Origin of the sequence: Nonomuraea deserti (assembly GCF_004348685.1) — a bacterium.
In the GTDB taxonomy this organism is placed as follows: Bacteria; Actinomycetota; Actinomycetes; order Streptosporangiales; family Streptosporangiaceae; genus Nonomuraea; species Nonomuraea deserti.
Genome location: NZ_SMKO01000032.1, coordinates 1 through 13,575 on the forward strand (window position 1 = coordinate 1; position 13,575 = coordinate 13,575).

9 protein-coding genes are annotated in these 13,575 nt (G+C 71.8%); 5 read left to right on the forward strand and 4 right to left on the reverse strand.

Annotated features, from left to right (window positions below):
• On the forward strand, positions 1-646 hold a 646-nt coding region (locus E1292_RS15005), incomplete at its 5' end, for a thiamine pyrophosphate-dependent enzyme (protein ID WP_246090125.1).
• 13 nt (positions 647-659) lie between these two features.
• Positions 660-2,120, forward strand: coding sequence for a benzaldehyde dehydrogenase (locus E1292_RS15010; RefSeq protein ID WP_132595761.1), 1,461 nt, complete (start codon positions 660-662; stop codon positions 2,118-2,120).
• 69 nt (positions 2,121-2,189) lie between these two features.
• On the opposite strand, the gene E1292_RS15015 is transcribed toward E1292_RS15010, so the two are convergent.
• A complete protein-coding gene (locus E1292_RS15015; protein WP_132595762.1) occupies positions 2,190-3,056 on the reverse strand; it encodes a bifunctional methylenetetrahydrofolate dehydrogenase/methenyltetrahydrofolate cyclohydrolase in 867 nt (288 codons plus the stop codon).
• A 232-nt stretch (positions 3,057-3,288) separates the two neighbouring features.
• On the opposite strand from E1292_RS15015, the gene E1292_RS15020 reads away from it, so the two are divergent.
• From E1292_RS15020 to E1292_RS15030, 3 genes are all read left to right on the forward strand, one after another.
• Positions 3,289-7,527, forward strand: coding sequence for a glycoside hydrolase family 38 N-terminal domain-containing protein (locus E1292_RS15020; protein WP_132595763.1), 4,239 nt, complete (start codon positions 3,289-3,291; stop codon positions 7,525-7,527).
• Between the two features lie 563 nt (positions 7,528-8,090).
• Positions 8,091-9,176, forward strand: a complete 1,086-nt coding sequence (locus tag E1292_RS15025; RefSeq protein WP_132595764.1) for a DUF7158 domain-containing protein — start codon at positions 8,091-8,093, stop codon at positions 9,174-9,176.
• Entirely contained in the window at positions 9,176-10,078 is a 903-nt protein-coding gene (locus E1292_RS15030; protein ID WP_132595765.1) for an ROK family protein, read from the forward strand. Before E1292_RS15025 ends, E1292_RS15030 begins: the two co-directional genes overlap by 1 nt.
• 960 nt (positions 10,079-11,038) lie before the next feature.
• Here E1292_RS15030 and E1292_RS51080 read toward each other — a convergent pair.
• The 3 genes from E1292_RS51080 to purN all read right to left on the reverse strand — a co-directional run bounded on the left by E1292_RS51080 (position 11,039) and on the right by purN (position 13,522).
• Positions 11,039-11,215 (reverse strand): hypothetical protein, encoded by a 177-nt coding sequence (locus tag E1292_RS51080; RefSeq protein ID WP_165974542.1) that lies wholly within the window; start codon positions 11,213-11,215, stop codon positions 11,039-11,041.
• A gap of 139 nt (positions 11,216-11,354) precedes the next feature.
• Positions 11,355-12,896 carry a bifunctional phosphoribosylaminoimidazolecarboxamide formyltransferase/IMP cyclohydrolase gene (purH, locus tag E1292_RS15035; RefSeq protein ID WP_132595766.1) on the reverse strand — a complete coding sequence of 514 codons (1,542 nt, stop codon included), beginning with the start codon at positions 12,894-12,896 and terminating at the stop codon, positions 11,355-11,357.
• Positions 12,893-13,522 (reverse strand): phosphoribosylglycinamide formyltransferase, encoded by a 630-nt coding sequence (purN, locus tag E1292_RS15040; protein WP_220446840.1) that lies wholly within the window; start codon positions 13,520-13,522, stop codon positions 12,893-12,895. The genes purH and purN overlap by 4 nt, the downstream gene beginning before the upstream one ends.
• Between the last annotated feature and the right edge of the window lie 53 nt (positions 13,523-13,575).

The window sequence follows — 13,575 nt, forward strand, 5'->3', positions numbered from 1 at the left end:
CCACCACCCCCCACCGGAAACCCGCACCACGTCCGAAGCAAGCACCCCGGCCACACCCCAATCCGACCTCGGCGAGCCTCCCCCTGACGGTGGGCCGCTGCGGGCGGCGCACGTGCTGCGCGCGCTGGCAGGCCGGCTGCCCGCCGACACCGTGCTCATCGAGGAGACCCCGTCCTCCCGCCCCGACCTGCACCGCCTCGTGCCCGCGAGAACCCCGCTCGGCTTCGTCTCCGCGGCCATGGGCGGGCTCGGCTTCGCCCTGCCCGCCGCCGTAGGGCTGCGCATGGCGCTCCCCGACCGGCCGGTGGTCGCGGTCGTGGGCGACGGGTCGGCGCTCTACGGACTGCACGCCCTCTGGAGCGCCACCCACTACCGCGTGGGCGCGCTGTTCGTCGTGCTCGCCAACGGCCGGTACGCCGTCATGGACCGGCTGGCCGACAAACAGGGCGGCAAGGCGCCGTGGCCACCGTTCACCGAGGTGGACGTGCGCGGCCTGGCCAGGTCGCTCGGCTGCCCGGCCCGGCGGGTGCACTCGTACGACGAGCTGACGGCCACCCTCGACGAGGTCCTGCCCGGGCTGTCCGCCCGCGAGGAACCCCTGCTGCTCGACGTGACCGTGGCCGTTGATCCCGACTTCCAGCCCTGAGGAGGCTGCTGCCATGACGTTCCTGGACCCCAAGATCTGGACGGGCTCCGTCTTCGGCGGCGGCTGGACCGCCTCCCGCTCCGGAGACGCCCCCGTCATCGAACCGGCCACCGGCAACGAACTCGGCCGGGCGGGCACGGCAGGAGCCGACGACGTCGCGGCGGCCGCCGTACGCGCCCGCGAGGAGCAGCGGGCCTGGGCCGCGACCCCGTACGAGGAGCGGGCGGCCGTGCTGCGGCGCGCCGGACGGCTGTTCGAGGAACACGCGCAGGAGATCCAGGACTGGATCGTCCGCGAGTCAGGCGGCGTGCCCGGCAAGGCGGGCTTCGAGACGCACGTGGCGGCGCAGGAATGCTACGAGGCGGCGGCGCTGGCCTCCCAGCCGCTCGGCGAGGTGCTGCCGACCGCGCGCAAGCGCCTCAGCTTCGCGCGCCGGGTGCCCGCCGGAGTCGTGGGCGTGATCGCGCCGTTCAACTTCCCGCTGATCCTCGGCATCAGGTCCGTCGCCCCGGCACTCGCGCTGGGCAACGCCGTCGTACTGAAGCCGGACCAGCGCACCGCCGTGTGCGGCGGGTTCTCGATCGCCCGCGTCTTCGAAGAGGCCGGGCTGCCCGGCGGGCTCCTGCACGTGCTGCCCGGCGGCCCCGACGCCGGCCAGGCCCTGGTCGCCGACCCGAACACCGACGTCATCTCCTTCACCGGCTCGACTTCGGCCGGGCGCATGGTGGGCGAGACGGCGGCCCGCCTCCTCAAGCGCGTCCACCTGGAGCTCGGGGGCAACTCGGCGCTGGTCGTGTTCGACGACGCCGACCTCGAACCGGCGGTGTCGGCGGGCGCATGGGCGTCGTTCTTCCACCAGGGGCAGATCTGCATGACCTCCGGCCGCCACCTCGTGCACGAGTCCGTGGCCGGTGAGTACGTCGAACGCCTCGCCGCCAAGGCCGCCGGCATGCCGGTCGGCGACCCCGCCACCGGCCAGGTCGCGCTCGGCCCGCTCATCGACGCCGGCCAGCGCGACCGGGTGCACCGCCTGGTCACGGAGAGCGTGACGGCCGGGGCCAGGCTGGCGGCGGGCGGGACGTACGAAGGGCTGTTCTACCGGCCCACGGTGCTGGCCGACGTGCCCGCCGGGGCGCCCGCGTACGCGGAGGAGGTGTTCGGGCCGGTCGCCCCCGTGACGACGTTCGCCACGCTGGAGGAGGCGGCGGCGCTGGCGGCCGACTCGGAGTACGGGCTGTCGCTCGGCGTGCTGACCCGCGACGTGATGAAGGGCCTGGCCCTGGCGGACCTGGTGCCGACGGGCATCGTGCACATCAACGACCAGACGGTGGACGACGAGGCCGTGGCCCCGTTCGGCGGGCGGGGCGCGTCGGGGACGGGCACGAGGCTGGGCGGGCCGGGTGCGAACATCGACGCCTTCACGGAGACGCAGTGGGTCACCATGCAGGGCGACATCGCGGCGTACCCGTTCTGACGCCCGGACCCCTACACTTGCGGGGCCCGCGGCCCGTACGGCGGTGCGTGTCGCCGCGTACGGCCCGCGTCAGCCGCCGGAGGCGCCGGGCTGGATCCGCTCAGCGGCCTCCACCACGTTGGAGAGCAGGAGGGCGCGGGTCATGGGGCCGACTCCGCCCGGGTTGGGGGTGAGGAAGCCCGCGACCTCCTCGACGTCGAGCGCCACGTCTCCGGCGATCTTCCCGTTGACCCGGGAGACGCCCACATCGAGCACGGCCGCGCCGGGCTTGACCATGTCACGGGTGATGAGCTCGGGAACGCCGGCCGCCGCCACCACGATGTCGGCCCTGCGCACGTGGCCGGCCAGGTCCTGGGTGCCGGTGTGGCAGAGGGTGACGGTGGCGTTCTCGCTGCGGCGGGTCAGCAGCAGGCCCAGCGAGCGGCCCACCGTGATGCCGCGGCCGACCACGGCCACCTCGGCGCCCTTGACCGGCACGCCGTATTCCTGCAGGAGCAGCACGATGCCGTGCGGGGTGCACGGGAGGGGCGCGTCGACCATGTGGACGAGGCGGCCGAGGTTGATCGGGTGGAGGCCGTCGGCGTCCTTCGCCGGGTCCATCCGCTCCAGCAGGGCCATCGTGTCGAGATGCTTGGGCAGGGGCAGCTGGACGATGTAGCCGGTGCACTCGGGGGAGGCGTTGAGCTCGTCGATGGCCGCCTCGACCTCTGCCTGCGTGGCGGTCTCCGGCAGATCGACGCGGATGGAGGCGATGCCCACCTCGGCGCAGTCGCGGTGCTTGCCCGCGACGTAGATCTGGCTGCCGGGGTCGTCGCCCACGAGCACGGTGCCGAGGCCGGGCGTGATGCCGCGTTCCTTCAGCGCGGCCACCCTGGTCGTGAGGTCGGCCTTGATCTTGGCGGCGGTGGCCTTGCCATCGAGTTTCACTGCGCTCATGCGGCAATCCTTCCATGCCTCGTCACGGCCCTCGTACGGGGTGCGCGGGGCGCCCGCGGCAACGGGGAACCCGTGATCACGCGCGCGGCGGAGAACCGGGTGTGGCCTCCCGTTATCCACAGACCCCAGGCAGCTAGATCCGGTTATCCACAGGCGCCTCTTGACATCGTTGTCATCGATCTTTTGAGGGCTTAGTGTTGCGGGCGCCAGCAACAAGCTCAGGAGGTCCCCCTTGCCCACCCGCCTGTTGTCCGCAGAGTCGACCGATCTGTTCGTGGGCTCGCGTGACGAGCCGCACCAAGTGCTGCGCGTCACCGTCGCCGCAGGCGACCATGAGACGTCGCTCGACCTGCGCGGCGAGGGCGTCCGCCTGGCCGGGCCTGTGCGCGTTCCCGCCACGGCCGGCGTGCTCGAGATCCCCATGGCCGTGTCCGCGCCGCCGGGCGCCGCCGTGCCCTGCCTGCTCACCCTGGGCGAGGAGTCCCTCGAGGTCACCGTCACGGCCGAGGAGCCCGGCTGGACCATGCACATGGTCTCCCACTTCCACTACGACCCGGTGTGGTGGAACACGCAGGCCGCCTACACCAGCCCGTGGGAGCTGCTCTCCGCCGACTCCACGACCAGGCCGCTCTATGAGCGAAACGCGTTCGCGCTGGTCGAGGCGCACATCGAGCTGGCGCTGCGCGACCCCGACTACCGCTTCGTGCTGGCCGAGGTCGACTATCTCAAGCCGTTCTTCGACACCCACCCCGAGCGGCGGGCCGACCTGCGGGCCCTCATGGCGGAGGGCCGCGTCGAGCTGATCGGCGGCACCTACAACGAGCCCAACACCAACCTGACCGGCGCCGAGACCACCATCCGCAACCTCGTCTACGGCATCGGCTACCAGCGCGACATCCTCGGCGGCGACCCGCGCACCGCGTGGCAGCTCGACGTGTTCGGGCACGACCCCCAGTTCCCCGGCTACCTCGCGGCGGCCGGGCTGACCGGCAGCGCGTGGGCGCGCGGGCCGTTCCATCAGTGGGGCCCGATCAGCAAGAACTTCAAGCAGGCCAAGAACGACGCGGCGCTGATGCAGTTCCCCAGCGAGTTCGAGTGGATCTCGCCGTCAGGGCAGGGTGTGCTGACCCACTACATGCCCGCCCACTATTCCGCCGGCTGGTCGATGGACTCCTCGCCCTCCCTCGACGAGGCCTGCCAGGCGGTCTACGACCTCTACCGCTCGCTCAAGCCCGTCGCCGCGACGAAGAACATCCTGCTCCCGGTCGGCACCGACTACACACCGCCCAACAAGTGGGTCACCGACATCCACCGCACCTGGGCCTCCCGCTACGTGTGGCCCAGGTTCGTCTGCGCCACACCCCGCGACTTCCTCGACGCCGTTCGCGCCGGCAGGTCGTCGTTCAGCCCTCAGACGCGCGACATGAACCCCATCTACACCGGCAAAGACGTCTCCTACATCGACACCAAGCAGGCCCAGCGGGCCGCCGAGGTGGCGGCGCTCGACGCCGAGCGCCTGTCGACGTTCGCCGCCCTGCTCGGGCTCGGCCGCTACCCGCACACCGCGCTCGACAAGGTGTGGCGGCAGCTGGCCTACGGCGCGCACCACGACGCGATCACCGGCTCCGAGTCCGACCAGGTCTACATCGACCTGCTGACCGGCTGGCGCGAGGCCCACGACCTGGCCGCGACCGCCCGCGACCGCGCGCTCGACGCCCTGACCGGCCAGATCACGCTCGACGGCCACAGCGTGGTGGTGACCAACACCCTGCCCTTCGCCCGCGACGGCCTGGTCCGCGTGAGCGTCCCCGCCGGGCACACCGTGGCCGACCTCTCGGGAGCCGAGGTCCCCGCCGTCGCGGAGGGCGGCACGCTGACCTTCCTGGCCCGCGACGTGCCCTCGATGGGCTGGCGCACCTACCGCGTGGTGCAGGGCTTCCCCGGCTCCTGGCAGGCTCGGACCCCCGTGACCGACGCCACCGAGCCGGAGGCCCGGCCGACGCCGGTCGCCCCGGACACCTCGCGTCCGAGCCCCGTCCCCGCGTCGACGCCCGTCACCATCGAGAACGACCGGTGGCGCGTCACGGCCGACCCGGCACGCGGCGGGGCGCTGACCTCCATCCTCGATCGTGCCTCAGGCCGCGAGCTGCTCACCGGCCCCGGCAACGAACTGCGCCTCTATCACGAATACCCGCAGCATCCCGACATGGGCGAGGGCCCCTGGCATCTCATCCCCACCGGCCAGGCCGAAGGCTCGGCCGAGACACGGGCACTGTCGGCGTCCGCGCAGACGAGCCCGATCGGCCACCGCCTGTCGGTCACGGGCCAGGTCGGAGAGATCGCCTACGAGCAGACCGTCACCCTGACGGCCGGCTCCGACCGCATCGACCTCACCACCCGCGTCCTCGACCACACCGGCGCGGACCGCCTGCTCCGGGTGCGTTTCCCCGCCCGCGTCGACGGGGCGCTGCCGGTGTCCGACGTCGCCGGCGCCGTGGTGGGGCGCGGGTTCGCGCTGCCCGACGTCGACACCGCCGAGCACCCGTGGACACTCGACAACCCGGCCAACACCTGGTTCGGTCTGTCCACCACGGCGAAGGTCGACCTCGGCGAAGCAGGCGCGCGGGCCTTGGGCGTGGCCGAGGTCGTCGTGCCCGCCCTCGACGACGCCCCCCAGGCCCGCGACCTGGTGGCCGCCCTGGCCCGCGTCGGCGTCACCGCCACCACGTCCTCCGCGCCCGGCACCCGCTACGGCTGGCTCGACGTCGACTCCAACCTGCCCGACGTGCGCATCGTCATCGGCGGCCCCGACGACAACCCGCTGGCCGCCGAGCTGCTCTCCCGCGCCGACCCGGCCTACCTCGACGCGCTCAAGTCGGGCGCGTCCCGGGTGTGGGTGCCCGCCGAGCGCCCGCTGACGGAGGTCTGGCAGCCCAGCGCCGACCTGCGCGACGTACGCGCCCTGCCCGCCCTGATCGTCACCGGCCCGGTCGCCGACCTGGTGGCCGACCTCGCCGACGCCACGATCGAGGCGGTCTGCCCGCTGGGCGCCGAGCGGCTCGACGACCGCACGGTCGCCCTGCTGACCTACGGCCTGCCCGGCTTCGCCGTCGACCCGTCGGGCGCCCTGCACCTCTCCCTGATGCGCTCGTGCACGGGCTGGCCGTCGGGCATCTGGCTCGACCCGCCCCACCGCACGACGCCCGACGGCTCGGGTTTCCAGCTCCAGCACTGGACCCACGAGTTCTCCTACTCCCTGGTGGCCGGTGAGGGCGACTGGCGGGCCCTGCGGTTGCCCGCGGCTGCGCAGGAGCACATCACCCCGCTGCTCCCCCGCACCGTCGACGCCGCCCAGCGGGGCACCCTCCCTGAGGTGCACTCCCTGCTGACCCTCACGCCCGCTCGCGACGTGCTGCTGAGCACCCTCAAGGCCACCGGCAACCCGCACGCCCACGGCCGCGCCGGCCGGCCGGACGACGGTGTCACCATCCGCCTGGTCGAGTCGACCGGGCTGGGCTCCCAGGCCGGGCTCGCCTCTCCCGTGCTCCCCCTCGACCGGCTCACCCAGGCCGATCTGCTCGAACGTCCCGGCGCGCCGGCCACCGACCTCACCCTGACCGGCGCCGAGATCGCCACCTACATCGCCCCCACAGCCCTGCCCGCCGCCGGCGCACCCGAGTTCGGCCTGGAAATAGAGCCGGCGCAGCCCGTCTACAGCCGCTACTGGCTGCACAACAAGGGCCCCGCACCGCTGGGCTACCTCCCGATCTCCGTCGCCATCGACCCCGGCCTCGTCACCTCACCGCAGGAGCCGTTCGAGGTGGAGGTCGTCGTCTCCGCCCACCTGACCGACGAGCCCCATGAGGGCGTGGCCGAGGTCCGCGTGCCCGAAGGGTGGACCGCCACCCCGGCCCAGCGCCCCTTCCGCCTCCCTCCCGGCGGCCACCTCCGGTTCCCGGTGACGGTGACGCCCCCGCCCCTTCCAGGATCCGGCCTCTATTTCGTCTCGGCCCGCACCACCGCGGGCGGCCAGCTCATCGAAGACGTCACCACGGTCGCCTTCGGCGAGGCCCCCGAGCTGCCCGTGGCCGGCACCCCCGCCGAACCCCGCAGAGCCAACCGGGGCACCAAGTCCGCCGACGCCCGCCCGACGGGCCTGTCGATCACCCCCGCCACCGGGTCGCTGGCGCTCCGGCCCGGCGACCGCACCTCGCTCACGCTCAGGCTCGCCAACACGACCTCGGACGAGATCCGCGGCGAGGCCCAGCTCGCATCCCCTTGGGGCACGTGGACCATGCTCCCGGAGGTCATCCAGGGCTTCACGGTGGCCGCGGGCGAGACGGCGGAGGTGTCGTTCCCGGTGGAGGTCCCCACCGACGCGACCGACGGCCACGCCTGGGCCCTGGCCAAGGTCATGTGGTTCGGCCGCTGCCAGTACACCCCAGCCATCCGTCTGGAGGTGACCCGATGACCCACCACCTTCATGGCCCCACGGCAGCCACCCCGCAGACCCTCCTGCCGAGCCCAACACCATCCCCGCAGACGACTTCCCCACAACCCTCCCACTCGGGCCGAACAGCATCCCCACAACCCTCCCAGCCGGGCCAAACGGCACCCCCACAGATCCCCCTGCCGGGCCGAACACCTTCCCCACAACCCTCCCGACCGGGCCAAACGGCACCCCCACAAACCCCCCTGCCGGGCCGAACGGCTACCCCGCGAAACCCTCTGCCGGGCGAAGCGGCTTCCCCGCTGACCCTCTCGCCGGGGGAAGCGGCTCGCCGGCAGACCCCTCCTGCTGGAACGGAGGCGGTTTCGGGCGCGGAGCCTCTGACGGGCTCTGCGGCGGGCCCGAGGACGCATCAGGAAACGGTCCCAGCAGCAGGCCGGCAGACGGGTCAGGCACCGTACTCAGCACCGGATCCGCAGGCAATTCGCACGCCAGGCTCGCCGGCAGGTCGGAAACCGGCCCAGTCATCCGGCTCGACCACAGGTCCGGGTACGCGGCACGAGGCGCATCCCGGTCAGCGGGAGGTGATCGGCTGGGTCGATGGCCGCCCGATCTCCCGCAAGCTCCTCGACGAGCGCCTCACCGCCCTGCGGGAGGGCCCGCTCAGCGCGGCGCTTCCGGTGCCGGGCACCTCCGAGGACCGCCAGCTCGCCAGGTGGCTCACCCAGGTCATCCTCACCGAGGCACTGTGCGAGAGCACGGCCACCGGTCTCGGCCTGCGCCCGCGGGAGAGACCGCCACTGGATCGGCTGTCCGCCGTCGAACTGGGCTCGATCAACGCCGCCGCCTACAACGGCAGCCCGTGGGTGCGCGCCATGTTCGACCACGTCACAGCCGATGTCATCACCCCGCCGGAATGGCGGCGCAGACCGTCTCCCGGCCCCGCCTCCCTGGCACGGCACCTCGTACGACATCGTCTGTTCACCGATCGCGAGCGGGCGAGCGAAGCCTCCCCCGCCGATCTCGAACCTCTCGGGCCGATCGCGCTCGACTCGCTACCGACCGCCATCGCCAAAGCCCTCCAGGCGCACCCGTACGACACGCTCGTCGGCCCGATCGAGGACGGCCTCGGCTGGCATGTCGCCATCGCGAGCCCCGCCACGACCCCGAGCCTGCCCGCCCACTCGACCTCGGCTCCGGCCCCACCTTCAGCCCCTGCACCCACCACACCGCCGGTCCCAGCCTCAGACCTGACCTCTCGAACGGCCCCAGACCCGGCCTCACATACGACTTCACCATCGCCCCCCGGGCCTTCCACGACCGCGACCCGGCGACCGACCGCAGGCATGGCCCGCACCGGCCCGGGCTTGACCCCTGACCCGATCTCCGACCTGGCCGCCGAGGCGATCTCACTGCCACCTCAGGAAACCGCCGCAACCATGACCCCGAGGGCGGCTGTGGAGGGCTTTATGGGAGGATCCGCCCTGGAGGAGCAACAATCGCATCGGATGTCCCGCGCATCGCACCAAGATCCATACCTCTTGGAGGCGGCGCGGCGGCAGGCGTTCGCGCGATGGCTCGACGACCTACGTGCCAAGAAGGTGAAGCTCGTTCCCGGCTTTGAGCATCCTGGCGACCCACGCCAGCCCGACAATCATCACAAACATTGATGACCTGCGTACTCGCCATCGACATCGGAGGGACCAAGCTCGCCGCCGCACTGGTGGACGAGACGGGTTCGATCCTGCGTTCCGCGACCCGGCCCACACCGCGTACGGACGTCATGAACGCGCTGGCAGCCCTCGTCTCGGAGGTGAAGACAGGCGGTCCGCCGCCCGTGGCCGCCGGCATCGGTTGCGCGGGTCCCATCGACCTCGCCACCGGAACCGTGAGCCCGGTCAACATGCCGAGCTGGCGGGGATTCCCGCTGCGCGACGAAGTACGGAAGCTGACCGGCTTGCCCACCATGCTGGCGGGCGACGCGCAGTGCTTCGCACTCGGGGAGCACTGGCTGGGCGCGGGCCAGGGCAGCGACGCGCTGCTCGGCATCGTGGTCTCCACGGGCATCGGCGGCGGCCTGGTGATCAACGGCTCCCCTCTGCTCGGCCCGACAGGGAACGCCGGACATGTGGGGCACATGTCCGTGGACCCGAACGGTGAACGGTGCGAGTGCGGCGGCCGTGGGTGCGTGGAGCGCTACTCCAGTGGCCCCAACCTGGTTCGCTGGGCCGTCGGTCACGGCTGGAAGGGCGAACCTGCCGACGCCCGCACTCTCGCCGAGGACGCGGCGGCGGGCGACCCGGTCGCGCTGGCCGCGTTCGAGCGGGGGGCCAGGGCGCTCGCGGGGATGATCGCCTCGGTGACGGCCGCAACCGAAACCACGAAGGTGGTGGTCGGTGGTGGTGTGTCGATGGCCGGCAAGGTCCTGTTCGAACCCCTGGCGCGTGCGCTCGACGACGTCGCGGGCCTCGCCTTCGTCCGGGCCGTCCGCGTCGTGCCCTCCGTACTGGGGGTCCGGGCCTCTCTGGCCGGCGCGGCGAAGCTCGCGCTGGACCACTCACCACCGACATAGCCCGACGGGCGGCGACCGGCACCGCCCGTCACCTCACATCGTCAACCGCCCGGCGCAGTACTTTGCTGCTTCCGGCCTCCACACCGTCGGGCGCCCATAAGGCACCTTCGCCTATCGGGCACTTTCACCCGTCAGGCACCCTCACCCATCAGGCACCCTCACCCATCAGGCACCGTCACCCATCAGTTGCCTTCAGCCCGTCGGGCACCTCGCGCGGGCGCATCTCCAGCGACCTCACCTCAGCGCCGCCGTCACACCCTCGCACGCCCGTCCTTGCACGCCGTCGCCTCTGCAACCATCACCCCTACGTCCGTCACCCTGCAGCTGTCACCCCTGCACGCTCGTCACCCGGCACGCTCGTCACCCGGCACGCTCGTCACCCGGCACGCTCGTCACCCGGCACGTCCGTCACCCCTGCACGCACGCTCACCGCCTGCACGCACGCTCACCCCTGCACGCCCGATCACCCCGCACGCCCGCTCACCCCCGCACGTCCGTTACCGCTGCATGCTCGCTCACACTTGCACGCCCGTCCTTGTATGCCTGTCACACCTGAACACCCGCACCCCCTCGACCCTCACTCGGGCGCAGCCACCACTACCCGCGTCGGTTCGCCTTCGGCGGGCGGGTGGCCGGACGAGCGGCTCTCGTGCGAAGGACTTTCCGTTGCGGGGCTCCGGCCGAACGTGGCAAAGGTACGTGGGCAGCCCGCAACCAGACCGGGCACGGCGGCCCCGTCACCAGGCCACGCACGGTCACTTCGCTACCGGAGCGGACACGGCCACCCCGGTCACCAGGCCACGGACGGCGGCCCTCACCTGGCCAGGCACGGCGGCCTCCGTGACCAGGGCGGGGGCACGGCGATCGTGTTGGGGGTCGGGTACGTTCGCCGTCTCCGGCTGCGGGGACGGCGTCCTGTGTCGCCTGCGGTAACACTCGGGGCGGCGCGGGTTGCAGGGCTTACTCGGGTTCGGTGAGCCGGGCCTCGCGGCGTTCGATGATGCGGCGGGTGAAGGGGATGATCTCCACGACGCGGCTGCCCAGATAGGCACCGATGAAGGCGAGCACCAGGAGGACGAAGGGGCTGGTAGCGAGGCCGTTCACAGTGACGAGGGCCTGCAGGATCGCGTCAAGCAAGGAAGACTCCGGAGAACGAGCAAACTGGGGAAGGCATCAGGTTAACCGGAGACAAAGGATGCTCGACGCAAAACGGCTAAAGGGCGACATGATCAGCCATGTCGCCCTTTAGCGGATGATCAGTGGACGTTGCGGGTGATCAGTGGAAGAAGTGGCGCGTGCCGGTGAAGTAGAGGGTGATGCCCGCCTTCTCGGCCGCGTCGATGACCTCCTGGTCACGGATGGAGCCGCCGGGTTCGACGATCGCCCGCACACCCGCCTCGATCAGCACCTGCGGGCCGTCGGGGAACGGGAAGAACGCGTCGGAGGCCGCGACCGCGCCGGCGGCGCGCTCGTCCGCCCTGGTGACCGCCAGGCGGCAGGAGTCGACCCGGTTGACCTGGCCCATGCCGACGCCCACGGTCGCGCCGTCAGCGGCGAGCAGGATGGCGTTGGACTTGACCGAGCGGCAGGCCCGCCAGGCGAACTCCAGGTCGGCGAGCTGCTCCGGCGTCGCCGGTGTGCCGGTCTTGAGCTCCCACTGGGCGGCCGAGTCGCCGGGCGCGTCCACCTTGTCGACCGACTGCACCAGCAGGCCGCCGTCGATCTCGCGCAGCTCCGTCCGCCGTGACGGGCCCTGCGGGCACACCAGGAGGCGCAGGCTCTTCTTGGCACGCAACGTCTCCAGCGCCTCGGCGGCGTAGGAGGGGGCGATGACGACCTCGGTGAAGACGTCGGCGATCTGCCTGGCCAGCTCGGCCGTGACCTCGCGGTTGACGGCGATCACGCCGCCGTAGGCGGACACGGGGTCGCACGCGTGCGCCTTGCGGTGCGCCTCGGCCACGTCGGAGCCGACCGCGATGCCGCAGGGGTTCTGGTGTTTGATGATGGCGACGCAGGGCTCGGAGAAGTCCCACGCGGCGCGCCAGGCGGCGTCGGAGTCGAGGTAGTTGTTGTAGGACATCTCCTTGCCGTGCAGCTGCTCGGCGTTGGCGAGACCGCCCGTGCCGCCCGTGTAGAGGGCGGCGCCCTGGTGCGGGTTCTCGCCGTAGCGCAGGGTGGCCTTGCGCTGGTAGGCGCCGCCGGTGAACGACGGGAAATGACCCTCCTCGCCGTACGTGCCGGCGAACCAGTTGGCCACGGCCACGTCGTACGAGGCCGTGTGGGCGTAGGCGATGCCGGCCAGGCGCCGGCGCTCGGCCAGCGTGAACCCGCCCTCGGCCACGGCGGCGAGCACGTCGCCGTAGGAGCCGGGGTCGACCACGACCGCGCAGGTGTTGTGGTTCTTCGCGGCGCCACGGATCATGGCGGGCCCGCCGATGTCGATCTGCTCGACGCACTCCTCGTCGGACGCGCCCGAGGCCACCGTCTCCTGGAACGGATAGAGGTTGACGACCACCAGCTGGAACGGGTCGATCTCCAGCTCCTCCAGCTGGGTCACGTGGTGCGGCTTGGTGATGTCGGCCAGCAGCCCGGCGTGCACGCGCGGGTGCAGGGTCTTGACCCGTCCGTCGAGGCACTCGGGGAACCCGGTCAGCTGCTCCACCTTCGTCACCGGGATCCCGAAGGACGAGATCGCGGCCGCCGTGCCACCGGTCGAGACGATCTCCACCCCTGCGCCGTCGAGGGCTCTGGCCAGCTCTTCGAGACCGGACTTGTCGTATACAGCGATCAACGCGCGCCGGATGGCGATGCGAGTCACGTGGATTCCCCTCCTGTGTGGTTGCCGATGCGGACGTTGCGTCCGCTGACCGTCCAGCCCTCGCGAGCCATCCGGCCGACGATCTCGACGAGCAGACGGCGCTCGACGGTCTTGATGCGCTCGTGGAGGACGGCCTCGTCGTCGTCCGGGAGCACGGGCACCGCTTCCTGGGCGACGATCGGCCCGCTGTCGACGCCTTCGTCGGCCAGTATCACCGTGCAGCCGGTCACTTTGACCCCGTGGGCCAGCGCGTCGCGCACGCCGTGGGCGCCGGGGAACGACGGCAGGAGCGCGGGGTGGGTGTTGAGCAGGGGAAAGGCCTGGAGAGTGGGCTTGCCGAGGATTTTCATGAAACCCGCCGACACGACGAGGTCGGGCTCGTACGCGGAGATCCTGGCCGCGATGGCCACATCCCACTCCGCCCGCGTCGCGTAATCACTCACTTTTTCCACAAAAGTCGGGATGCCTGCCTTCGAGGCCCTGACCAGCCCCTCGATCCCCTCCCTGTCGGCGCCGACCGCTACCACGCGAGCACCGTAAGACGGGTCGGCAGAAGCGTCCAGCAGGGCCTGTAGGTTGGTTCCAGAGCCGGAGACGAGGACGACGAGCCGCCCAACCTTAGACACGCACACTCTCCCAAGAGGTAACAGGGTGGGGCTGTCAGCGTATCTGTTCCTCA